Origin of the sequence: Streptomyces sp. NPDC051684, from assembly GCF_044453445.1 — a bacterium.
Taxonomy (GTDB): domain Bacteria; phylum Actinomycetota; class Actinomycetes; order Streptomycetales; family Streptomycetaceae; genus Streptomyces.
The window spans coordinates 1-23,310 of sequence record NZ_JBITCS010000066.1 but is presented as its reverse complement, the minus strand read 5'-3'; the positions used below and the strand labels follow the sequence as shown (position 1 = coordinate 23,310).

The following is a 23,310-nucleotide window of genomic DNA, read 5'->3' as shown; positions in this document are numbered from 1 at the left end:
CCGCTACGACAAACGCGCCCTCCACTACAAAGCCATGGTCACCATCGCCTGCCTACGACTCTGGCTGCCATGACTTTGCGGACACGACCTAGGGCAGGAACACCCGCGGCCGCCAGGCCGCGGCGCTCGCATGCCGGGCGGCCTGGCGGCTTGTTCATGGGGGAGTGATGTCAGGCCCAGCCGGTTGCGATGCGGTGCACCAGGCGGGCGGCCGCGCGTGCCGTGCGGGTGTCGACGTCGAACTCCGGGTTCAGCTCGGCCACATCGCACACCACGAGCTTGCCGCTGCCCGCGACCCGCGCGCAGACCCGCTCGACGACCTCCATCGGCACCCCGTACGCGGCCGGTGCGCTGACGCCCGGGGCCACGGCCGCCGGCAGCACGTCGAGGTCGATCGTCAGGTGGACGAGGTCGCAGCTGTCGAGGAAGGCGTCGACGAAGGCTTCGACCCGTGCCAGGTCCAGGACCCCGCACTCGGTGTCCGGCAGGTTCCGCACCCCGAGCGTCTCCGCGGTGCGGAACAGGGCCTGCGTGCTGGAGGCCTGACTGATGCCCAGCACCGCGTAGTTGAGGTCGCGTCCGTGCCGGGCCTCGCTCCGCGACATCTGTAGGAACGGCGTTCCCGAGCTGGGCCGTACGTCGTCGCGCAGGTCGAAGTGCGCGTCGAGGTTCAGCACCCCGAGCCGGCCACCGGCGCGTACCGCGCGCGTCCGCTCCAGGCCGCTGTACGTGCCGAACGCGACCTCATGACCGCCGCCGAGAACCACCACGGGGTGTCCCGCGTCGACGAGGTGCGTGACCAGGGTGCCGAGCCGTTGCTGACCCGCCTCCAGCGCCCCCTCGTCGACCGCCACGTCACCCGCGTCGAGCGCCCGCAGCGGCTTCGACAGCGCCATCGGGCGAGGGCGCGCCGCAGGGCGTCCGGGCCCTGCGCGGCGCCCTGCCGCCCCTTGTTGCGGCGGACGCCCTCGTCGCTGGCGAAGCCGACGAAGGCCACGTCACCGGGCTGCGCCGCACCGGCATCGAGCCCGACGGCGTGGTGCCGGCGCAGGTTCTCCGCGCCAGGACCGTCGTCCCGGCCCGACCATGGCCGGGCCGGAACGTCGGCGACCGGGAGAGCGCCCTCCCGGAACTTGGGGGACGTACTCACGCGGAGTCGCCCTCGCCCTCCGTCATCGGAACGCGCACACCGCGCTCCTTGGCGACCGAGGAGGCGTGCTCGTACCCGGCGTCGACGTGCCGGATGACACCCATGCCGGGGTCGTTCGTGAGGACGCGCTCCAGCTTGCGGGCGGCGAGCTCGGTGCCGTCGGCGATGCACACCTGACCGGCGTGGATGGAACGGCCCATGCCGACGCCGCCGCCGTGGTGGATCGACACCCAGGAGGCGCCCGAGGACGTGTTCACCAGGGCGTTGAGCAGCGGCCAGTCGGCGACGGCGTCCGAGCCGTCGAGCATCGACTCGGTCTCGCGGTAGGGGGAGGCCACCGAGCCGGAGTCCAGGTGGTCGCGGCCGATGGCGACGGGCGCGGACAGCTCGCCGCTGGCCACCATCTCGTTGAACTTGAGGCCCGCCAGGTGGCGTTCGCCGTAGCCGAGCCAGCAGATGCGTGCCGGGAGACCCTCGAACGCGACGCGCTCACCGGCCATGTCGAGCCAGCGGTGCAGGTGCTTGTTCTCCGGGAACAGCTCCTTGATCGCCTTGTCGGTGGCCGCGATGTCCTTCGGGTCGCCGGACAGGGCGGCCCAGCGGAACGGGCCGAGGCCCTCCTCGAACAGCGGCCGGATGTGCGCCGGGACGAACCCCGGGAAGTCGAACGCCCGGTCGTAGCCGGCCTTGCGGGCCTCGTCGCGGATGGAGTTGCCGTAGTCGAAGACCTCGGCGCCCTTGTCGAGGAAGCCGACCATGGCCTCGACGTGCAGGCGCATGGCCTGGCGGGCCTTGTCGGTGAAGCCGGCCGGGTCCGCCTCGCGCTCCTTGTCCCAATCGGCGACGGAGATGCCGACTGGCAGGTACGCCAGCGGGTCGTGGGCCGAGGTCTGGTCCGTGACGATGTCGATCGGCGCGTCCCGCTCCAGGAGCTCGGGGAAGACCTCGGCGGCGTTGCCGACGACGCCGATGGACACGCCTCGACGCTCGTCGCGCGCCTGGACCGCCAGCTCAAGGGCGTGGTCGAGGTTGTCGGCCTTGACGTCGAGGTAGCGGGTGCCGATGCGGCGGTCGATGCGGGTCTCGTCGACGTCGACGCAGATCGCGACACCGTCGTTCATCGTCACCGCGAGCGGCTGGGCGCCGCCCATGCCGCCCATGCCGGCGGTGAGCGTGATGGTGCCTGCGAGGGTGCCGTCGAACTTCTTGCGGGCGACCGCGCCGAAGGTCTCGTAGGTGCCCTGGAGGATGCCCTGCGAGCCGATGTAGATCCAGGAGCCGGCCGTCATCTGGCCGTACATCATGAGGCCCTCGGCCTCCAGCTTGCGGAACTCCTCCCAGTTCGCCCAGTCGCCCACGAGGTTGGAGTTCGCCAGCAGCACGCGCGGCGCCCACTCGTTGGTCCGCAGCACGCCGACCGGCTTGCCGGACTGCACGAGGAGGGTCTCGTCGTCCGCAAGGGTCTTGAGCGTGCGCACGATCGCGTCGTACGCCGCGTGGTTGCGCGCGGCCTTCCCGATGCCGCCGTAGACGACGAGGTCCTCGGGGTGCTCGGCGACCTCGGGGTCGAGGTTGTTCATGAGCATCCGCAGGGCGCCCTCCTGCTGCCACCCCAGGGTGTTGAGCTCGGTGCCGCGCGGCGCCCGGACGACGCCCGGCGTTTCGGGGGAAGGGCTGGTCATGTCTGCTCCTCAGGGGGGATCGAGCCGTTGTGCACCGTCATGACACGCGAGCGCGGCGGCCGGGACCAGCGGGGCCGCCCGTATTTCTCGGATCCGAGACGCGTCACCGCGAGCGGGACCGGCTGCCCGTCCGCCGGGGGCACCGTCCCCATAGGATTCGAGGTACGCAGCAGCAGCCGGTAGCGGGGGAGTGGATGGCGAGGACAGTGGGCGACGCGACGGTGGAGCCGGCCGAACTGGCCCGGTGGTACGCGGAGGGCGCGAGCAGTGCCGTGCCCGCGTACCAGCGCGTCAAGGAGCTCGTCGAGCGGCAGATCAGGGACGGCCACTGGCGCGAGGACGACGCCCTGCCCTCGGAGAGCCAGTTCGTCGACGCGCTCGGCCTGTCCCGGATGACGGTCAATCGCGCGCTGCGCGAACTCGCCTCCGACGGGGTCATCCGGCGCGTCATGGGCGTCGGCAGCTTCGTCGCCGAGCGCAAGGCCAGCTCCGCGCTCCTGGAGGTCCACAACATCGCCGACGAGGTGCGCCGGCGCGGCCACCGCTACTCGGCCCGCGTCCTGTCCCTGGGCGAGGAGCAGGCCGACGAGCGCACGGGCGCACACCTCGGCCTCGGCAAGGGCCGGCCGGTCTTCCGCTCCCAGGTCGTGCACTACGAGGACGGGGTGCCGCTCCAGTTGGAGGACCGGTACGTCAACCCGGCCTTCGCGCCCGGCTACCTGGACCAGGACTTCACGCTCCAGACACCGTTCGCGTTCCTGTCGAAGGTGGCTCCGCTCGGCCGCGGCGAGCACATCGTGGAGGCGGTCCTGGCCACGCCGCAGGAGTGCGAGATCCTCGACGTGGGACCGGCCGAGCCGTGTCTGCTCATCCAGCGCCGCACCTGGTCGCGGGACGCCCTCGTGAGCATCGCGCGCCTGCTGCACCCGGGCACCCGCTACCGGCTGGAGGGTGCGTTCGCCACGCACTGAGCAAGGGCTCGGCTCAGGACGATGCCCGGCCCGAGCCTGTCGCCGGGATGTGTCCGGAGAGCGCCGTGGTCAGCCGCCCCGCGCCCTGGGCGAGTGTCTCGCGGACGGCTTCGGTGTCGTGCCGTCCGTGATGGCGGCGCCAGGTGGTGCTGATCGCGGCCACCGGGCGTTCGTTTGCGCGGGCAGCCGCACACCCACATCCGTCACGAGTGCGATGTCGATGTCACCGGCACGGGCCGGTGGCCGCTCCTTGAGGAGATAGACCGTCTCGGCGCCGTGCAGGATCCCGAGGTGCACGGTCTGGCCGAGCCGGCTCGCGACGGTACGCAGGATGGGCCGGGCCAGCCGCTCCAACGGCTCGTGGCGCAGGTAAGCGGAGCCCACCTCGAAGGACGAGACACCAAGTCCGTAGGCCTGCTCCGAGGGCACGTAGGTGACGAAGCCGCGGTCGGCCGGGACTGTGAGCACGTGGTAGGCCGACGAGCGTGGAATGCCCAGGTCACGGGCTAGAGTAGCGGCTTGCACCAGGCCAGGTCGGCCGGCGAGGTACAGCAACATGTCCAGGGCGCGTCCCACGGCCGGGGACGCGCTCGACGCGGTTCCGGGGGACCGCTCGGGGCCGTTCGTGCGCTCACTCATCGGACCACCTCTTGACGCACCTGTATAGACAGGAATATACAGGCTGCCGTTCGTCATTGGGAGCCCGGACATCAGGTCCCCCGGAACGTCCGTTGGCCCCACCCCGAAGAGGGAGACACTCGTTTGCGTACCGAAAAGGTCGGCCTGAGCCGAGGGCTCAACTCACGGCACATCCGCTTCATCGCGCTGGGCTCAGCCATCGGCACGGGGCTGTTCTACGGCTCCTCCGAGTCCATACAGGCGGGCGGCCCGGCCGTCCTGCTCGCCTATCTGATCGGCGGCGCCGCCGTCTTCCTCGTCCTCAGGTCGCTGGGTGAGATGGCCGTGGCATCGCCGACAGCCGGCTCCTTCGGCGAGTACGCGAACCGGTACCTCGGCCCGCTGCCGGGCTTCCTCACCGGCTGGACGTACGCCTTCGAGATGGTCATCGTCGCCGTCGCCGATGTCACCGCCATCGGCGTCTACATGGGCTTCTGGTTCCCCGACGTGCCCCGGTGGATCTGGGTGCTCGCCGCAGTCGTCATCGTCGGCGCGCTCAATCTCGTCAGCGTGAAGGTCTTCGGCGAGCTGGAGTTCTGGCTCTCGCTCGTGAAGATCGTCGCCATCGTCGCGATGATCCTGGTCGGCATCGCGGTCATCGCCTTCGGCCTCGGCAGCGGCCACGTGCACGTCGGCCTCGACAACCTGTGGGGCAACGGAGGCTTCTTCGCGGGCGGCATCGACGGCTTCGTGATCTCCTTCGCCATCGTCATGTTCGCCTTCGGCGGCACCGAAATCATCGGCGTCACGGCCGGCGAGGCGCAGTCCCCGGAGAAGACGATCCCGGGCGCGGTCAACTCCATCCCGCTGCGGATCATCCTGTTCTACGTCCTGACCCTCGCCGTCATCATGTCGATCACGCCGTGGCAGCAGATCGACGCCTCGGGCAGCCCGTTCGTGCAGATCTTCGCCGGGGTCGGCCTCAAGTCCGCGGCCGCCGTCCTCAACGTCGTCGTCCTGACCGCCGCCCTGTCGGCCATCAACAGCGACATCTTCGCCGCCGGACGCACGATGTACGGCCTCGCCGAGCGCGGCCACGGCCCCGCCGCCATGCGCCGCACGACCCGCAACGGCGTGCCGTGGGTGACCACCCTCGTCATGATCGGCGCCCTGCTGTTCGGTGTCGTGATGAACGCCGTCGTGCCCGGCGAAATCTTCCTGATCATCTCCTCGATCGCCACGTTCGCGACGGTCTTCGTCTGGGTGATGATCATGCTCACCCACGTGAAGGCCCGTCGCTCGATGTCGGCCGAGGAGACCGCGGCCCTGAAGTTCCCGGCCCCGTTCTGGCCCTACGGCCAGATCATCACGCTCGTCTTCATGGTCGCCGTCCTGGTTCTGCTCGGCATCCACGAGGACACGCGCGTGGCGCTGGAGGTCGGCGCGGTCTGGCTGGCGCTGCTCACGGTCGTCTACGTCCTCGCGGTACGCCGCAAGACCGGTGCGGGCCCGCAGTCCGCACCGGCCGAGGTGGACGCGACCTCGCAGGAGCGGGCCGAGGTCGCCGGCTGACTGACCTGACGTGAGAACCCCTGCGGCCCGGACCGCGACGTCGACCGTGCAAACGGCGTCGCGGTCCGGGCCGCAGTGTGTCGGGCCGCAGTGTGACCGAGTCGCAGTGTGTCGGAGACCTGTCGGCGACATGTCGGTGGGGCCTGTGACGGTGGGCGTACGGGTGCTCCGCCGGCCATGAGCACACCGCCCCAGAGCGCAAGGAGTCCGAAACCGTGTCTTCCGCAACCCGGCACCGGCCGTGGGACGTTCGCCGCCTGCCGTCCGCCGAGGGCAGCACCTTCCTGGTCACCGGGGGCAACGCCGGGATCGGCTACTTCGCGGCCGAGCAACTCGCCGCCACCGGCGCGCACGTCGTCCTCGGCTGCCGGGACCGCGCCAAGGCCGACGCCGCGACGGCCTCGATCCGCTCGCGCGTCCCGGAGGCCCGGGTGAGCCACCTCCGCCTCGACCTCGCCGACCTGACGTCCCTGAAGGCGTCGGTGTCCGGCCTCGGCCTCGACCGGCTCGACGCGGTGGTCCACAACGCGGGGGTCGCGCTCGACGACCCACCCCGCCGCGAAACCGCCGACGGCCACGAGCTGATGTTCGCCACCAACCACCTCGGCCACTTCGCCCTGACCCAGTGGCTGGCACCCCTGCTGTCGGCGGCGCCCGCGGGCCGCGTCGTGACGGTGGGAAGCTTCGCGGCACGCTCCGAACGACTGGACCTCGACGACCTCCAGTCGACCCGGGACTACCGGCCCAAGCGCACCTACGGCCGCTCGAAGCTCGCCCAGATGTCCTTCGGCTTCGCACTCGACCGCCGACTCCGGGCCCTCGACAGCACCGTCCTGAGCGTGGTCGCCCACCCCGGCGGCGCGCTCGACTCCCTCACCCCGTCCCGCCCGCCGGTCCGCGTGACCACGCCCGGCGAACGGCTGCGCGCCCTGCCCGCCGCGCTCCTGGTCCAGGGCAAGGAGGCCGGGGCATGGCCCGTCGTACGTGCCGTGCTCGATCCGCAGGTACGAGGAGGCGATCTGTGGGGGCCGCGGGTCTTCGGGCTGCGGGGGACGCCGCGGCGGGAGCCGGTTCCCGCGCACATGGCGGACGCGGACGTGGCCGCACGACTGTGGGCCGCCAGCGGGGAGTTGACCGGAACGGACCCGGACCTCGGCTTCCGGTAGGCGGCGGTCGGCATGTTTTGGCGAGGGCGTGGCGGCGTATTCCTTCGGGGAGGCACAGGAGTACGAACGGCACGAGGCGTGAGGGGGGCGGCGGGGAGCTAGAGCGGCACGAGGAGCGCACGAACGTCGAGTGCGTCATTACGGAGATCACCGGTGACCTGCGCGCCGGGGAAGGACGGTGGCATGACGGACGCGGTTGCCCGGAAGATCGAGGGTGCGGGACCCGGTGTGACGCTCGACCGGCTCGGCCTGGGGAGCGGGCGGTTGGCCGCGGCCCACGCGGTGATGAGCGAGACCGAAGCGGTCGCCCTGGCCCGCGCACGCTGGTCCCTCGACGTCGTCGCCGCGACCCGGCTTGCGACGGAAAAGGACGACACCTTCCGCCTCGACACCTCACCGGGCGAGCAATTCGTCGTGAAGGTCTCCCACCCCGACGAGGACGACGGCGAAGTCGACTTCGAGACCGAGCTGATGCGGCACGTGCACGAGTCCGGATACCGGGTGCCGGTCCCCGAACTGCTGCCCTCACGCGGCGGCCGACTGCTCGAACCGCTACGGGACGGGTCCGGCAGGCACCGCTTGGCGCGCGTCATGACCTTCGCCGTGGGCACACCGCTCGACACGACGGAGACCTCCGCGCCGGAACGGGAGCGCGTGGGGGAGATGCTGGCCCAACTCCGCCACGCCACCGCCGACTTCCGGCACGCGGCGGACGGCAGGGTGTGCGCCTGGGATGTCACCCACCTCCCGGCGCTGCGCCCCCTGCTGGACGAGGTCCCGGACGCCGCGCAACGCCGGGCCCTGGTCGAGGGCCTGGACCGCTACACGGACACGGCCGTGCCCCAACTGCCGTCCCTGCGCGGCCAGGTGCTGCACAACGACTTCAGCACGTCCAACCTCCTCGTCGACCACGGCGCCGCGGAATTCGTCACTGGTGTCATCGACTTCGGCGACGCCGTGCACACCGCGATCGCGGTCGATGTCGCCACCGCGCTGCTCAACCAACTGCCCCGGGACGCCGCGCGGCGCCCCGTCCCGGACCTGTTCGCCGAGGCCCGCGACGTACTGCGCGGATACCTTCGCCACGCCGACCTCACCGAGACGGAACTGGCGCTGCTCCCGCACCTCGTGATGGGCCGGGTGGTCGCCCGTGCGCTCATCACCCTGCACCGGGCGTCGCTGATCCCAGGGAACACCACGTACATCCTGCGCAATACCCGCCCGGGGTGGGGCCAGTTGGCGTGGTTCCTCGACCGTACGCCCGACGAGATCTCCGCGACGTTCCTCTGATCGGGCCGCCGCCCGGCCCGCCCACCGCACACACCACCACGAAGGACGAGCATGAGCACCCCTGAGCCCACGGCCAAGGCCCGCGGAAAGATGAACAACGCGTTCGACCCGAGCGCGGCGGAGGGCCTCTCACCGGCCTCCCGCCAACTGGTTGCGCGCCGCGAAAAGTTGCTGGGCCCGGCCTACCGCCTCTTCTACCAGCAACCGCTGCACATCGTGCGCGGCAAGGGCTGCCGCCTCTGGGACGACGAGGGAAACGAGTACCTCGACGCCTACAACAACGTCGTCTCGGTCGGCCACGTCCACCCGCACGTCGTCGAGGCCGTGCACGCGCAGATGCAGACACTGTGCACGCACACCCGCTACCTCCAGGAAGGCGTCCTCGACTACGCGGAGGACCTGCTGGCCACCCTCTCCGGGCCGGTCGCGGACGGCCACGCGATGTTCACCTGCACCGGCTCGGAGGCCAACGACCTCGCACTGCGCATTGCCAAGTACCGCACCGGCAACCAGGGCGTCATCATCACCTCGGAGGCGTACCACGGCAACTCCGACCAGGTGGCGGGGATCTCACCGGCGATGGGCGAGAACGCTCTGCTGGGTACCTGGGTTCGCCGGGTGCCGACCCCGGACTCGTACCGCGTTTCCCCGGAGGGCATGGCGGAGTGGTTCGCCGACCATGTGCGCGAGCAGATACGGGAGTTGGAGCGCCACGGAGTGGGCGTGGCCGCCTTCGTCGTCGACTCCCTCTTCAGCTCCGACGGACTGTACGCCCAGCCGACGGATCTGCTCGGCCCGGCGGTGAAGGCGGTGCAGGAGGCGGGCGGACTGTTCATCGCGGACGAGGTGCAGTGCGGATTCGCCCGCTCGGGCGAGCGGATGTGGGGCCACCAGCGCCACGACGTGCACCCCGACATCGTCACGATGGGCAAGCCCATGGGGAACGGCTACCCCGTCGCGGGCCTCGCCGTCACCCACGACGCCGTCGCCGAATTCGGCCACGACATGCGGTACTTCAACACCTTCGGCGGCAATACGGTGGCCATCGCCGCGGCCCAGGCGACCCTCGACGTCATCCGCGACGAGAACCTCCTCGACAACTCCCGCCGGGTGGGCGAGATCCTGCGCACGGGCCTCACCGGTCTGAGTGCCCGCCACCCGTCCATCGGCGACGTCCGCGGGGCCGGCCTGTATGTGGGCGTGGAGCTGGTCACGGACCGAGACACCAAGACCCCGGACCAGGCACTGGCGACCACGGTGGTCAACGGCCTGCGCGAACGCAGGGTCCTGATCTCGGCGACCGGCGCGGAGGGCAACGTCCTGAAGATCCGCCCGCCACTGGTCTTCGACGAGAACGACGCGGACCGACTGCTGAGCGTCCTGGACGAGGTGCTCGGCGCCGGCGGTAAGTAGCACGCTTGGGCTTGGTATTTTCTTCGCTGCCCTAGGACTTCTCTCGTGAAGAGGGAAGCCCTAGCTTGGTTTTATGGACGCCGACGATGAGGACCTGGCCACCGCCGAGCAACTGCGCTGGGGCGTCTCGCGCCTGGCGTCCCGGCTGCGCGCAGAGCATCTGGGAAGTGCCGAACCGCTGACCCGGCTGTCGGCCTCGGTGTTGTCGAACCTCAAGCACCGTGGCCCGCTGGCGATCAGCGAGCTGGCGACGATCGAAGGGGTCCAGGCGCAGTCGCTGACGCGCGTGGTGCACGAGCTGGAGCGACAAGGGCGGGTGACGCGCAACCGGAGCACCGTGGACAAGCGGCGCCAGGACCTCGCGGTCACCGAGGACGGTGTGGAAGCACTGCGGGAGCATGTCCGGGACGGGAACGCCTGGTTGGCGTCCGCCCTCGCACGCACCTTGACGCCGGCCGAGCGCGGACTCCTGCGCCTGGCCGGCGATCTGATGCAGCAACTCGCTCTGGTCGACCTGGACTTGGACGACGGAACGGATTCCGCCGACGGGACACGGGGGCGACCGAGGTGATCGCAGGCAGGGAGGGAACGCGGCGAGGGCGGGTCGGGTCAGGCAGTCGCGACGGTTCACGGGTGCTGCTCCTGGCGGTACTGGCCGGGCTCGGGGCCGCGAGTCCCTTGGCCACGGACATGTACGTACCCGGCCTGCCGGACATGGCGCGGTCGCTCGCCACGAGCAGCGCGGGGACGCAGGTGACGCTCACGTCGTTCCTGCTCGGTGTCATCGTCGGGCAGCTCGTCCTGGGGCCGCTGAGCGACATGGTGGGCCGCAGGCCCGTCCTGCTGCTGGGTACGGCGGCGTTCGCCCTGTTCGGACTGGGGTGCGCGCTCGCGCCCACCATCGAGGCGATGACGGCGCTGCGCTTCGGGCAGGGTGTCTCGGGGGCCGCGGGCCTGGTGGTCGGGCGGGCCGTGGTCGTCGACCTGTTCCACGGGACCGAACTCGCCCGCGTGTACGGGACGTTGGCCGGGATCGGCGCGCTGGGGCCGGTGCTGGCCCCGGTGCTGGGCGGTGCGCTGCTGGCGGTGGCGCCGTGGCGGTTCGTGTTCGTGGCGCTCGGGATCGTCGGCGGCGTCCTGGTGGTGGGACTGGCTCGCGGCGTGCCCGAGTCACTGCCGCCGCAACGGCGCATCGGGGGAGGGGCCGGCGGGGCTCTGCGCGCGACGACCCGTCTCCTGGCGCGGCCCACCGTCCTTGCGCCGGTACTGACCATGGGCTGCATGGGGGCGGCGGTCTTCGCCTACGTGGCCGGGGCCACGTTCGTCCTGCACGACCTGCTGCGCCTCTCGCCCGCGGCGAGCAGCCTCGTGTACGGGGTGAACGCGCTCGGGAACCTGGGGGCCTCGCTGCTGTACGGGCGTCTGGCCCGGCGGTTCGGCCCGGATTCGCTGATGCTGGTGGGCGCTGCGGTCGGCCTCGCGGGCCAGGTCGCACTCCTGCTGTTCACCGGTGCGGGCGGGGTCGGCCTGTGGCCGGTCTGGCTGTGTTTGTTCGTGTCGGTGGCGTCGTTCGGCTTCCTCTTCCCCGCGGTCACCACGGTGGGCCAGAGCCGGGGACGGGAGGCCCCCGGCGCGATGTCCGCCCTCCTGGGTGCGGCCCAGTTCACCTTCGGCGCGGCGGCGTCACCACTGGTCGGCCTGTTCGGCACACGGAGCGCGGCCCCGATGGCACTGGTGATGGGAGGCTTCCTGGCGCTGGCGACGGTCGGGGCGGTGGTGTGCCGCCGACAGGGCAGCGGTGCGTTGGCGGCGGGCGAGCGTCACGGGACCACCTCGTAGGACGCGAGGGATCAGACGCGGCGTCGTCACGCACCCACGCTCAGCGGGCCGGACGATGAGTCCCGGGCCCGGAACAGGTCTACCCACCGAACCGGCCTGGAGGAGTGGTGCAGGTGGATCTTTACAGCGTGATGTGTGTGAGCGAGCGGGCCAGGGCGCTGGGGTGGTACGAGGTGTTCTTCGGGCGCCCGGCCGACGAGGTCATCGGTGAGGAGTACCTGTGGCAGGTCGGCGCGGACGCGTGGGTCGTCGTCGACGACCGCGACGTCCGGGCCGCGCGCGTGGGCGGCGCCATGGTCACGCTCGGCGTGACCGACCTGGACGAGACGCTGGCCCGGCTGGCGGCGCACGGTGTCGACCACGATCCGGTCGAGACCTACGGCAACGGCGTGCGCCACGTCGTCGTACTGGACCCCGACGGCAACAGCCTCTCGCTCGCCGAGGCACCCACGGTGTGAGACCGGCCCCAGGGGTGCGCGGGGGCACACCCCCGGGGCCGTCCGCGTCAGTGGCGCGTCGTCGCGCCCAGGGCCGAGCCGAAGCGGGCCTTGACCGCCGGGTGGTCCAGGTCCTCCGGGGTGAAGAGGATCGAGCCCTTGCCGGTCGGTCCGTCCGCCGAGCCGGGGATGACGCTGACCGCACCGGTGCCGAGGTACTTGCCGGGGGCGCCCACGGTGAGGTCGGCCGTGCCGTCCGCGTCGTAGTCGCCGGCGGCCACCGCTGAGCCGAAGAGGTCGTTGCCCTCGCTGGAGCCGGTCACGCCGGGCGTGGCCAGGGTGATGGTGCGCGCGCCCTGCGCGTCGAGGCCGGAGCCGGCGCCAGGGACGACCGTCACCGCGCCCGCGTTGTTGAAGCCGTCCGGGTCGGTGGCGGTGGTGTCGGAGGTGACGAGGTCGGCGTGGCCGTCGCCGTCGAGGTCGGCGAGGACACCGGCGCGGCCGGGCTGTGCCTCGCCCTCGTAGGCGACACCCTTGCCCATGCCCGAGGCGGTGCCCGGGAACATGCGCATCAGGAAGTCGTCGGGGCCGTCCGAGAAAGTGGTGTCCACGACGATGTCGTCCTTGCCGTCGCCCGTGACATCACCGGCGACGATGCTGTAGCCCGCGAACGGCAGGCCCGTCTTGCCGAGCGTCGTACCGGTGAGGCCCTTGGCCGACCCCGCCAGGACGCCGAGGGTGCCCTCGTCCGCCGCGTCGTCAAAGTAGGCGACGGTGGCGAGGTCCTGGTAGCCGTCGCCGTTGACGTCGGCCGCCGCGATCTGTCCGGTTCCGGCGCCGCCGCCGGGCGGGGTGAGGGCCTTCATGGCCGGCTTCGGGGTGTCGCGCAGCTTGGCGGCGCCCTTCACCACCTGCACCTTCGTCCCGGCCGCGACCGCGATGTCGGCGCGGCCGTCGTGGTCGAAGTCGCCGACGGCCAGCTTGTCGCCGAAGGCCTGGCGGGCCGTCGGGGTCGGGGCGTGGAAGGCGATGGCGTCCGCGCTCAGCCCGCCCTTCGCGCCGAAGACGACGGTGACCGAACCGGCCCCCTTCACGGAGCCGATCGCCTCGCCGCCCGCCCCGATGACCAGGTCCGCGTAGCCGTCGCCGTCCACGTCCCCCACGGCCGTCGCCGAACCGAACCGGTCGCCCGCCTCCGGGGTGCCCGGGATGCCCGCGGTGCGCTGGGTGATGCCCTTGTGCCGGGTGGTGCGCACGCCCTGCGCGGTGCCGTACGCCACCGAGACGTAGCCCGCCTTCGCGAACCCGGCGATCGTCCCCTCGGGCGCGCCCACCGCCAGGTCGCCGAAGCCGTCGCCGTCGAAGTCACCCGCGCGGGATGCCTCGGCCCGGGGCGCGGCCTGCGCCTGCGCGGGCGCCACCAGCAGCACGCCTCCCGTCACCGCCAGCGCCGTGGCGCACGCAGCGAGCATCCGTTGCCGTCTCATGCCGTTCACACACACTCCCGAAGTCCTGTCGCCGTGATGCCGGTGCGCGGGGATTCCGTGCGGAATGCGGCGCAACGTCATCACAGCAGACCGCCGAGGAAGGCGACTGGTTGTACACGCCGAGGTGGAAGTGGTGTGAACGGGACAGGTCCCGCCGGTGCCACCGAAGCGAGTGACGGACGGCACCCGGGGAGCGCACAGGCTGTGAGCCCACCCATATGAGCCACGGCACATGCTAAGGACAGTAGTAATCCCGGCCGACGTGGAACGCCGCCGCCCCGCGCCCGTCCGAAGTGCCCGATCTGCCGGTTCTGCGTAACCGGGTAGTACGTCACACCTTTGCGTCCACCCACCGCGCGCCGCTACCCCTGATGAAGTCCCGAGCAGCCGGGAGCAGCCGGTGAGCACCGGCACCGGCTCGCGCCGCACGACGCACTTCGTGCACCACCCCGTACGAGAGGCACCCCCTCATGCTGATGCCCTTTGCCCCGATGCCGGCGCGCGCCGCCAACCGCACCGACCGCATGCGCCGGATGTCCGCCGCCGGAATCGCCACCGCGGCCGCCGCCGCCGCGGCCCTCACCCTGGTGCCCACCTCGCCGGCGCAGGCCGCCGAGCACACCGCCCCCGCCAAGGCCCCCGCCGCCACCAAGACCGCGGCCCCCGCCAAGGCCCCGGCCAAGGCGCCCGCCAAGACGTACTCCAACAACCTCGACGGCTGGATCCGCGAGTCCCTCGACATCATGAAGTCCAAGGGCATCCCCGGCTCGTACGACGGTTTGCACCGCAACATCATGCGCGAGTCCTCCGGCAACCCGAACGCCGAGAACGGCTGGGACGTCAACGCCCAGAACGGCGTGCCGTCCAAGGGCCTGCTCCAGGTGATCCAGCCCACCTTCGACACGTACCACGTCTCGGGCACGTCGAACAGCATCACCGACCCGGTCGCCAACATCACCGCGGCCGCGAACTACGCCGCCGACCGCTACGGCTCGATCGACAACGTCGACTCGGCGTACTGAGCCACCGGTCGCACGAGACCGGTCACGCAGCACGCAGCACTGAGCAGTAAGGAAGACCCCCCATGCCGCACGACAGCGGGAACGAGCACCCACCGCACCCGGCCGATGAGCCCGCGGCGCCCGCGGTGCCCGCCTACGGCCCCGCACGGTTGCGCCGCTCCCGGCACCGCAAGCGCAAGCGCGCCCTGCGCTGGATCGCCGGCGGAGCCCTGGGTCTGACCCTGGTCGGCGGTGGCGGTGTGGCCTACGCCTGGCAGCACCTCAACGGCAACATCAAGGGCACCGACGTGGACGCCGCACTCGGCGCCAACCGCCCGCACGAACAGAACGACGGCGCGATGAACATCCTCCTGCTCGGCTCCGACTCCCGGGCGGGAACCCACGGCGAGTACGGCAGCGGCGTCCTCGGCGCCCGCGCCGACACGGCGATGGTTCTGCACGTCGACAAGTCCCACAAGAAGGCCTCCGTCGTCAGCATCCCGCGCGACACCGAGGTCGATCGCCCCACCTGCAAGACCTCGCACGGCGACGTACCGGCGGAGCACAACGCGGTGTTCAACGCCTCCTACGCGCAGGGCGGGCCCGCCTGCACCGTGAAGACGGTCGAGAAGATGTCGGGCGTGCGCATGGACCACTACCTCGAGGTCGACTTCAAGGGCTTCCAGAAGATGATCGACGAGCTCGGCGGCGTGGACGTCACGACCCGCTCGCCCATCCACGACGCCAACAGCGGCCTCTCCCTGGACTCCGGCAAGCACCGCCTGAAGGGCAAGGACGCGCTCGCGCTCGTGCGCACCCGGCACGGCGTCGGCGACGGCAGCGACCTGGGCCGCATCCAGCTCCAGCAGGCATTCATCAAGGCCCTGATCCACCGCGCCGACACGGTCGACCCGCTCGGCAGCCCGAGCAAGTCCTATGCCCTGGCCGACACGGCCACCAAGAGCATCAGCGCGGACTCCGAGCTGGCGTCCGCCGACAAACTCCTCGGCCTGGCCAAGGATTTGAAGGGCATCAGCCCCGACCGCACCACCATGGTCACGCTCCCGGTCACCTACGACGCGCAGGACGCGGGCCGCGTCCTCCCCCTCGACAAGGCCTCGCACAAGGTCTGGAAGGCCCTGCGCCACGACCAGCCGGTCCCGAAGAAGGCGACCCAGGGCTCGGTCGGCGACCGAACCGATTCACCGGTGGTGTCGGGCGCGGGGGCCTGACGGACGGCGTCGGCCGTCAAGCCGGCTCGCGGATCGGGTCCAGGCGTTCGCGGACCCACGTGTCGACGTCGGTGACATGCCGGTGTGCCGCGGCGAAGGCGGTCAGGGAGTCGTGGGCGCGCAGCGCCCGGTAGATGTCCAGGTGCTGCTCGTGCGTCCACGTGAGCACGTCGCACTTGACCAGCGCCCGCCAGATGCGGGCCCTGGCCGTGCGCTGGGCGACCGTCTCCAGCAGGGACATCAGGGTGCGGTTGCCTGTCGCCGCGACGATGTCGGTGTGGAACGCGAGGTCCTCGCGGACCAGTTCCTCCGCGTCCTGAAGGGTGCGCATCCGCTCGATGCGCTCCTGGAGCCGGTCCAGGGTGGCGGTGTCGATGCGGGTCGCCGCGAGCGCGGTGGCGCCCGGCTCCATCACTTTGCGGCACTCCAGCATCTCGTCGAGCCCGGTGTCGCCCGCCAGGTCGAGGAAGCCGACCGCCGCCCGCACCAGGCGGTCCGGGCGCAGGTCGGTGACGAACGTGCCGTCGCCGCGGCGCACTTCGAGCACGCCGGCCATGGCGAGGGCCCGCACCGCCTCGCGCAGCGATGGACGGGACAGCTCCAGCTCGTGGGAGAGCACGGTCTCCGGTGGCAGCCGGTGCCCGGGGCTGAACTCGCCCGTCTCGATGCGCTTCTTCAGGCGGTGGATCGCGACGTCGACGACACTGCCCGCGGCGTCGCCGGAACCGTCCGCGGCCGCTGTGGTGGGTGTGATGGGCATGGGCTCAGGATGCCATCCGGTCGCCGGACCACCGCGGGCCGTCGGGGAAGCGGTAGTCGGCCAGCGTCTCGCGGCGGATCTGCGCGCTGTACCCGGGGGCCTCGGGCACCAGGTAGCGGGAGCCGCGGATCCGGACCGGGTCGTGGAAGTGCTCGTGCAGATGGTCCACGTACTCCACCACGCGGTCGTCCATGGAGCCGCTGACCGCCACGTAGTCGAAGATCGACAGGTGCTGGACCAGCTCGCACAGGCCCACGCCGCCCGCGTGCGGGCAGACCGGGACGTCGTGCGCGGCGGCCAGCAGCAGCGCGGCGACCGCCTCGTTGACACCGCCGAGCCGGCAGGCGTCGATCTGGCAGATGCCGATCGCGTCGGCCTGGAGGAACTGCTTGAACATCACGGCGTTGTGGGCGTGTTCGCCGGTGGCCACATGTGTGGGCGCGATGGTCCGGGCAATGGCGGCGTGCCCGAGGATGTCGTCCGGGCTGGTCGGCTCCTCGAACCACCAGATGTCGAACTGGGCGAGTGCCTTGGCCCATTCCACCGCCTCGGCGACGCCCAGGGTCTGGTTGGCGTCGATCATCAGCCGCCGGTCCGGGCCGATGATGTCGCGGGCGATCCGGCACCGCCGCACGTCGTCGTCCAGATCCGCGCCGACCTTGAGCTTCACCGAGTCCCAACCCGCGTCGACGGCCTCCTGGCACAGCCGGGCGAGCTTGGCGTCGTCGTAGCCGAGCCAGCCCGCACTGGTGGTGTACGCGGGGTAGCCCACCTCCCGTACGTGGGCCTCGCGTTCGGCGCGCCCGGCCGCCCGCGACTCCAGTAGCGCGAGCGCCGCCTCCGGGGTCAACGCGTCCTTGAGATAGCGCCAGTCCACCAGGTCCACGATCTGCCGCGGTGACATGTCGGCCAGCAGCTTCCACACCGGCTTGCCCGCGAGCTTGCCGGCCAGGTCCCAGGCGGCGTTGACGACCGCGGCGGTGCCGAGGTGGATGGCGCCCTTGTCCGGGCCGAGCCAGCGCAGTTGGCTGTCGCCGAGCAGATGGCGTGAGAAGCCGCCGAGGTCGCCGACGATCTCGTCCACGGACATCCCGACGGCCCGCTCGCCGATGGCCCGCGCCGCGTGCACGGCGAGGTCGTTGCCGCGCCCGATGGTGAACGTGAACCCGTGCCCCTCCAGGGCGTTGGTGCGCTCGTCGCCGCCGCCCACGCGCAGCACCACGTAGGCCGCGGAGTAGTCCGGCGCGTCGTTCATCGCGTCCGAGCCGTCGAGCGACGCGGAGGTCGGGAAGCGGACGTCGATCGTCTCGACGTCGACGATTCGGGCGGTCATCGGCAATCACTCCTGTCAGACCTGTCAGAGCACGGGAGGCCCACGGTCGGCAGCCGTGGTCACGGCCCCAACATGTCAGACGTCTGCTCCAGTGGCCAGATGTTTCACCAAGGTCAATTTCCTAAATCCCAGGTATTGCAAGGAAGTTGCTCGATCACTACGGTCCACGGGTCAGATGTCTGGCCCGATCGCCGGTGTCTGCCAGACAAGCTTCCCTGGATCGCAGGAGGTCCGATGAGTACAGCGACCACCGTGCAGGGGGTGCGCCGCAAGGTGTCGCGGCGCTTGCTGCCACCGCTGTTCGTGATGTTCGTGCTGAGCTTCCTCGACCGTACGAACGTGGCGCTGGTCAAGAGCCACCTGGAGACGGACGTCGGCATCGACGCGGCCGCCTTCGGTCTCGGCGCCGGGATCTTCTTCGTCGGCTACGCGGTCCTCGGCGTGCCCTCGAACCTCGCCCTGCACCGCATCGGCGCCCGCCGCTGGCTCGCCGGACTGATGTTCGTGTGGGGCCTGTTGTCCTGCGCCATGGCCCTGGTCGGCAGCCCGACCACGTTCTACATCCTGCGCTTCCTGCTCGGCGCCGCCGAGGCCGGCTTCTTCCCCGGCGTGATCCTCTACATCACCTACTGGTTCGCGGGCCCCGACCGCGGCAGGGCAACCGGGATCTTCCAATCGGCCGTCGCCGTCTCCAGCATCATCGGCAACCCGCTGGGCGGCTATCTCATCGGGCTGCACGGTCTCGCCGGGATCGACGGCTGGCAGTGGATGTTCCTCCTTGAGGGCGCGCCGACGGTGGTGATGGCGCTGGCCATCCCGTGGCTGCTCACCGACCGCCCGGAGCAGGCCACTTGGCTGACCGACGACGAACGCCGACTGCTGATCGACCGGATCGCCGCGGACCGCCCGGCCGAGGGCGCCGACACCCCGCAGCGCGCGAGCGAGATCCTGCGCGACAGCCGCGTACTGCGCCTGATGTTCGTCTACTTCGCGATCCAGATCAGCGTGTACGGGGTGACGTTCTGGCTGCCCGCCCTGGTCGGCCGCATCGACGGCCTGGGCGACGTCGGCATCGGCTTCGTCTCCGCGCTGCCGTGGGTCTTCGCCCTCGCCGGGGTGCTGATCCTGCCCTGGTGGTCGGACCGGACCGGCGACCGGCGCGGCCCGCTGCGCCTCGCACTGCTCCTCACAGTCCTCGGGCTGCTCGGCGGCGTCCTGCTGCCGCCGGTGCCCGCGGTTGCCGCGCTGTGCGTCGCCGCCATCGGATTCCTGGGCGCCCAGCCGGTGTTCTGGACGGTGCCGCCGACGATCCTCGCCGGGGTGCAGATCGCCGGAACCATTCCACTGATCTCGGGCTTCGGGAACCTGGGCGGATTCGTGGGCCCGTATGCGATGGGCGCGGTCGAGGCGGGCACCGGTTCGCAGACCGGCGGCCTCTACCTCATCGCGGCGCTCGCCGCCGCGGGCGCCCTGGTGGCGGCGACCTTCCACTGGGTGGGACAGAAGAACAACGCAACGACGGAAGAAGGGACGGCCGATGACACACATCGTGCGCTTCGCTGACGAGAACGGGACCGTACGCACCGGGGTCACCGACGCGGCGGGCACCGTACGGGCCTTCGCTGGAGTGCCCCGGATCGCAGACCTGCTGCGGCTGCCACTGGCCGAACTGCGGGCCCTGGTCGAGGGCCCCACGCAGGCGGTGGCCGGCCCGGTGCTGCTCCTGCCGCCGATGGACGGCTTGATGGAGCTGTGGGCGGCGGGCGTCACCTACGAACGCTCCCGCGACGCCAGGGTGGAGGAGAGCAGCGAGCAGTCGGTGTACGAGCGGGTCTACGACGCCGAACGCCCCGAGTTGTTCTTCAAGTCGCAGCCGTGGCGCGTGGTCACGGACGGCGAACCCATCGCCGTACGGGACGACTCGGAGTTGAACGTCCCCGAGCCGGAACTCGGCCTCGTCCTCAACCGTCTTGGAGAGACGGTCGGTTACGTCGTCGTGGACGACGTCAGCTCACGCTCCATCGAGGGCGACAACCCGCTCTACCTTCCCCAGGCGAAGATCTACGCGGGGGCGACCGCGGTGTCCGCGGGCATCGTCCCGGCGTGGGAGGTGGCGGACGCCGCCGCGCTGAAGATCGGCATGCGGATACGGCGGGACGGGGGAGTGGCCTTCGAGGGCACGACCACCACGGCCGCCTTCCACCGCCCCCTCCAGGACCTGGTCGACCACCTGTGGCACTGCCAGCCGTTCCCGGAGGGCGCGGTCCTTTCGACGGGCACGGGTATCGTGCCGGGCCTCGATGTCACCCTGACCGAAGGGGACACGGTGGCGATCACCATCGACGGCGTCGGCACGCTCACCAACCCCGTACGTTCCGGACAGGCCGGCCTCGACTGGCTGGTGGCGGCGCTCGACGACCCCGGTGCGCGGCGGGCGCACAGGGTGGCGCCGCCCTCGCCCGGTGGCACCGGGGCGTAGCGTCCTCCCCGGCGAGAGCCTCCTTGACCTCAAGTCCCTTTGACCTCAAGGGCGCTTGAGGCGGGAGGCTCCCGCAGGGCACGCCGCCGCGGGTGCCGGACGGCTTCGCCGACACCCCGGCCGCGTAGGTATCAGTCCGTGTAGACCTCCGCCCGGTCCACGCTCACGAACGCGCCCGAGGAGTCCGCGTCGTGGTCGCCGGTCACCCGGACCCGCAGCTTGTGCGGGCCATTGGCCAGGCGGGGGCTGAGGTACTGGAGGGTCTCGCCGGTGCGGATCGCGCCGTGGAAGTCGACGCGCTGCTCGGGGCCGCCGTCGACGCTGATCGCGGCGATGCCGTTGCCGGTGTCCTGCACGGAGAGCAGGGCGATCCGGGTGCCGGTGAAGGAGTACGTCGCGGTGTTGCCCGCCTTGTCGCTCCAGTGGTCGTCGCCCCAGAAGCACTGCGTCGCGCAGCCCGTGCCTGAGTTCCAGGTGCCCGTGTACGTGACGGAGCCGGAACCGCTGGAGCGGCCGTCGTCGTTGATCCAGTGGTTGCCGGAGCCCGGGTCGCCGGAGGGCAGGTTCTGGGTGGCGCCCATCGCGAGCGGGGTGCCCAGGTCCGGGCTGCCGTCGGCGTTCCAGCCGATCTTCTGCGCGCGGGTCGTGCGGTTGCTGTAGGTGTTCGTCGACGTGGTCTTGGCGTGGTAGATCAGCCAGTCCTCCTTGCCGTCGGGCGACTTGAAGAAGGCGTGGTGGCCGGGGCCGAACACACCACGGTCGTCCGCCCGCTTGAAGACCGGTCCGTCGTGCTGCTTCCAGTTGCCGGGCACCAGCGGGTCGGCCCCGTCCGCGAGCGACATCATCCACACCTGGTAGTCGGGCTTGCCCGTGTCGCAGGTCGAATACGTCATCCACGTACGGCCGTTGCGGTTCAGGAACTCCGGGCCCTCGCGGACCTCGGGGCAGCCGCCCGCGCCGTCGATGGCGACCGCGTCGCCCGAGACGGTGTACGGATTCGACAGCGGCGCGATGTTGAGCCCGTTGTGCTGGTACGGGTTGAGGCCGCTGTACGCGAGATACAGCTTGCCGTTGTGCTGGAGGATGCCCGGGTCGATCGCGAAGTCGTTCGCGTGGTTGGGCGGCGTGAGCTTGGCCTTGAAGTGGTACGGGCCGGTGGGGTCGTCGCCCTGCGACTCCAGGACGTAGAGGCGGTGGTGCTCGTCCGTGCCGTCGTCGGCCGTGTAGTACATGTACCAGCGCCCGCCGGAGCGGTGGAACTCCGGTGCCCAGATGTGCTGGTTGCGGGAGGCGTCGGTGTCCGTCCACACCGTTTTCGGTTCGGCGTCGAGCAGGGTGGCCAGGGACGGCGAGCTCCACATCTTGATGCTGCCGCCCTGGGTGGTGGTGAGGTGGTACGCCCCGTTCGCGTAGGACAGGAACGGGTCCGGGCCGGTGTTCAGCGGATTGCGGAAGGTGCTCGATGCGGCGGCGGCCGACGCCGGCCGCTGCGCGGAGGTCGGTGCGGACCGCTGCGTGGTGGGCTGCTCCGCGCTGACCAGGCCGGCGAGCAGGGCGATCAACGCGGCGGCCAGACCGGCGACGAGAGCGGCACGGTGTCGTGCGCGCATGAGCGACTCCCTACATCGATGTAAGTCCTCAGGCTTCTGGACGGTAGGGACGGGGCACAGGCGTGTCAACGCGGCGACTGCGACGGCGAGTCGGCCACGTGGCGATGCCGGATGGATACGCTCACGGGCGGCGGACGGAAGGGGAGTGCGGCGTGGCGGGCAGGCCGAGGATCAAGGACGTGGCGGAGTACGCGGGTGTCTCGCCCAAGACCGTCTCCAACGTGCTCAACGACTACGAGCATGTGTCGGACCGGACCCGCGAGGCGGTCAAGGTAGCGATCGACACGCTCGGTTACCGGGTCAACCTCGCGGGCCGCCAGCTGCGCCAGGGCCGCACCGGCATGATCACCCTGGCCGTGCCCGAGCTGGACGTCGCGTACTTCGCCGAACTGGCGACGCTCGTGATGGCCGAGGCGGACCGGCAAGGCCGGACGGTTCTTCTGCACCAGACGAACGGGGACCGCGAGCGCGAACTCGCCGCGCTGCGCGGCTTCGACGCCCGGTTCACCGACGGCGTCGTCCTCAGTCCGCTCGCGCTGCGCCCGCGCGACCTCGCCATCCGCGACCACGGCTTCCCCGTGGTCCTGCTCGGCGAGCGGCCCGCCGACGGCGGCACGGACCATGTGGCCATCGACAATGTGGCGGCCGCACGCGAGGCCACCGCGCACCTGCTGGCCCGGGGCCGTCGTCGTATCGCCGTCATCGGTGGGAGGGTGCACGGCCCGCAGGGCACGGACCGTTTGCGCACCGACGGCTACCGCGCGGCGCTGAAGGAGGCCGGCGTGCCTTTCGACGCCGACCTCGTGACGCAGGTGGACGCCTTCCAATGGCGGGACGGCGCCCGGGCCGCGAGCGCGCTCCTCGACACCGACCCACGCCCCGACGCCCTGCTCTGCCTCAACGACCATCTCGCCCTGGGCGCGCTCAGGGCCCTGCACGAGCGGCGGACGAGTGTCCCGGGCCCCCTCGACGTGGTCGGCTTCGACGACGTCGAGGCCTCGCGCTTCAGCGTGCCGAGTCTGACGACGGTGGCCCCGGACAAGAAGGAGATCGCGCGGGCGGCCGTGGCGCTGCTGCTCGACCGGATCGACGGGCCGCCCGGGGCTCCGGCGCGCGATCACGTCGTCGGGCACGAGCTCATCGTCCGGGAGAGCACGGGCGGTTGAGGTTCTTCGGCCCCTAGGTCGTGTCCGCAAAGTGGTTGGCGCGTTGGTGTTTTCGTGGTGCGTCGTCATGAGCTGACTGATCAGGCCTGGGTGGTCGTTGAGCC

At 71.2% G+C, this 23,310-nt stretch carries 20 protein-coding genes; 13 read left to right on the top strand and 7 right to left on the bottom strand.

Annotated features, from left to right (window positions below; all coding sequences use genetic code 11):
• Nucleotides 1-170: 170 nt before the first annotated feature.
• Together ACIA8D_RS40190 and hutU are read right to left on the bottom strand one after the other, a co-directional pair.
• Nucleotides 171-896: an arginase family protein gene (locus tag ACIA8D_RS40190; protein ID WP_399240207.1), complete on the bottom strand. Its 726-nt coding sequence runs from the start codon at nt 894-896 to the stop codon at nt 171-173.
• Nucleotides 897-1,146: 250 nt separating this feature from the next.
• Nucleotides 1,147-2,832, bottom strand: a complete 1,686-nt coding sequence (gene hutU / locus ACIA8D_RS40185; RefSeq protein ID WP_399240205.1) for a urocanate hydratase — start codon at nt 2,830-2,832, stop codon at nt 1,147-1,149.
• 194 nt (nt 2,833-3,026) lie between these two features.
• Between hutU and hutC the strand changes: the two genes are divergently transcribed.
• A complete protein-coding gene (gene hutC / locus ACIA8D_RS40180) occupies nt 3,027-3,803 on the top strand; it encodes a histidine utilization repressor (RefSeq protein ID WP_399240203.1) in 777 nt (258 codons plus the stop codon).
• 69 nt (nt 3,804-3,872) lie between these two features.
• Here hutC and ACIA8D_RS40175 read toward each other — a convergent pair whose 3' ends face one another.
• Complete coding sequence (locus ACIA8D_RS40175) at nt 3,873-4,442, bottom strand: helix-turn-helix domain-containing protein (RefSeq protein ID WP_399240201.1); 570 nt, start codon at nt 4,440-4,442, stop codon at nt 3,873-3,875.
• Nucleotides 4,443-4,565: 123 nt separating this feature from the next.
• Between ACIA8D_RS40175 and ACIA8D_RS40170 the strand changes: the two genes are divergently transcribed.
• From ACIA8D_RS40170 to ACIA8D_RS40140, 7 genes are all read left to right on the top strand, one after another.
• Entirely contained in the window at nt 4,566-5,993 is a 1,428-nt protein-coding gene (locus ACIA8D_RS40170; protein ID WP_399240199.1) for an amino acid permease, read from the top strand.
• A 215-nt stretch (nt 5,994-6,208) separates the two neighbouring features.
• Nucleotides 6,209-7,159, top strand: coding sequence for an SDR family NAD(P)-dependent oxidoreductase (locus tag ACIA8D_RS40165; protein WP_399240196.1), 951 nt, complete (start codon nt 6,209-6,211; stop codon nt 7,157-7,159).
• A 183-nt stretch (nt 7,160-7,342) separates the two neighbouring features.
• Nucleotides 7,343-8,449, top strand: a complete 1,107-nt coding sequence (locus ACIA8D_RS40160) for a phosphotransferase (protein ID WP_399240194.1) — start codon at nt 7,343-7,345, stop codon at nt 8,447-8,449.
• A gap of 51 nt (nt 8,450-8,500) precedes the next feature.
• Nucleotides 8,501-9,862 (top strand): aspartate aminotransferase family protein, encoded by a 1,362-nt coding sequence (locus tag ACIA8D_RS40155; protein ID WP_399240192.1) that lies wholly within the window; start codon nt 8,501-8,503, stop codon nt 9,860-9,862.
• A gap of 73 nt (nt 9,863-9,935) precedes the next feature.
• Nucleotides 9,936-10,433 (top strand): MarR family winged helix-turn-helix transcriptional regulator, encoded by a 498-nt coding sequence (locus tag ACIA8D_RS40150; RefSeq protein WP_399240190.1) that lies wholly within the window; start codon nt 9,936-9,938, stop codon nt 10,431-10,433.
• A gap of 62 nt (nt 10,434-10,495) precedes the next feature.
• On the top strand, nt 10,496-11,701 hold the full coding sequence (locus tag ACIA8D_RS40145) for a multidrug effflux MFS transporter (RefSeq protein ID WP_399240188.1): 1,206 nt from the start codon (nt 10,496-10,498) through the stop codon (nt 11,699-11,701).
• Nucleotides 11,702-11,814: 113 nt separating this feature from the next.
• Nucleotides 11,815-12,159, top strand: a complete 345-nt coding sequence (locus ACIA8D_RS40140; RefSeq protein WP_399240186.1) for a VOC family protein — start codon at nt 11,815-11,817, stop codon at nt 12,157-12,159.
• 47 nt (nt 12,160-12,206) lie between these two features.
• Here ACIA8D_RS40140 and ACIA8D_RS40135 read toward each other — a convergent pair whose 3' ends face one another.
• Nucleotides 12,207-13,625, bottom strand: a complete 1,419-nt coding sequence (locus ACIA8D_RS40135) for an FG-GAP-like repeat-containing protein (protein ID WP_399240184.1) — start codon at nt 13,623-13,625, stop codon at nt 12,207-12,209.
• A 476-nt stretch (nt 13,626-14,101) separates the two neighbouring features.
• Between ACIA8D_RS40135 and ACIA8D_RS40130 the strand changes: the two genes are divergently transcribed.
• Both ACIA8D_RS40130 and ACIA8D_RS40125 read left to right on the top strand, forming a co-directional pair.
• The gene (locus tag ACIA8D_RS40130) at nt 14,102-14,647 is read left to right on the top strand and encodes a transglycosylase SLT domain-containing protein (RefSeq protein ID WP_399240182.1); all 546 of its coding nucleotides are present in this window, start codon (nt 14,102-14,104) and stop codon (nt 14,645-14,647) included.
• A gap of 62 nt (nt 14,648-14,709) precedes the next feature.
• Nucleotides 14,710-15,858: an LCP family protein gene (locus tag ACIA8D_RS40125; RefSeq protein ID WP_399240180.1), complete on the top strand. Its 1,149-nt coding sequence runs from the start codon at nt 14,710-14,712 to the stop codon at nt 15,856-15,858.
• Between the two features lie 16 nt (nt 15,859-15,874).
• On the opposite strand, the gene ACIA8D_RS40120 is transcribed toward ACIA8D_RS40125, so the two are convergent.
• Both ACIA8D_RS40120 and ACIA8D_RS40115 read right to left on the bottom strand, forming a co-directional pair.
• Nucleotides 15,875-16,618 carry a FadR/GntR family transcriptional regulator gene (locus ACIA8D_RS40120; RefSeq protein WP_399240178.1) on the bottom strand — a complete coding sequence of 248 codons (744 nt, stop codon included), beginning with the start codon at nt 16,616-16,618 and terminating at the stop codon, nt 15,875-15,877.
• A gap of 4 nt (nt 16,619-16,622) precedes the next feature.
• On the bottom strand, nt 16,623-17,951 hold the full coding sequence (locus ACIA8D_RS40115; protein WP_399240176.1) for an enolase C-terminal domain-like protein: 1,329 nt from the start codon (nt 17,949-17,951) through the stop codon (nt 16,623-16,625).
• Between the two features lie 234 nt (nt 17,952-18,185).
• Between ACIA8D_RS40115 and ACIA8D_RS40110 the strand changes: the two genes are divergently transcribed.
• Both ACIA8D_RS40110 and ACIA8D_RS40105 read left to right on the top strand, forming a co-directional pair.
• Nucleotides 18,186-19,514 carry an MFS transporter gene (locus ACIA8D_RS40110; protein ID WP_399240174.1) on the top strand — a complete coding sequence of 443 codons (1,329 nt, stop codon included), beginning with the start codon at nt 18,186-18,188 and terminating at the stop codon, nt 19,512-19,514.
• The gene (locus tag ACIA8D_RS40105; RefSeq protein WP_399240172.1) at nt 19,489-20,430 is read left to right on the top strand and encodes a fumarylacetoacetate hydrolase family protein; all 942 of its coding nucleotides are present in this window, start codon (nt 19,489-19,491) and stop codon (nt 20,428-20,430) included. The genes ACIA8D_RS40110 and ACIA8D_RS40105 overlap by 26 nt, the downstream gene beginning before the upstream one ends.
• Nucleotides 20,431-20,561: 131 nt before the next feature.
• Here the strand turns inward: ACIA8D_RS40105 and ACIA8D_RS40100 are convergent, their stop codons facing one another.
• A complete protein-coding gene (locus tag ACIA8D_RS40100) occupies nt 20,562-22,040 on the bottom strand; it encodes a glycoside hydrolase family 43 protein (RefSeq protein WP_399240170.1) in 1,479 nt (492 codons plus the stop codon).
• Between the two features lie 104 nt (nt 22,041-22,144).
• Here ACIA8D_RS40100 and ACIA8D_RS40095 point away from each other — a divergent pair, with 104 nt between their 5' ends.
• Complete coding sequence (locus tag ACIA8D_RS40095) at nt 22,145-23,206, top strand: LacI family DNA-binding transcriptional regulator (RefSeq protein WP_399240168.1); 1,062 nt, start codon at nt 22,145-22,147, stop codon at nt 23,204-23,206.
• The last annotated feature ends 104 nt before the right edge of the window (nt 23,207-23,310 follow it).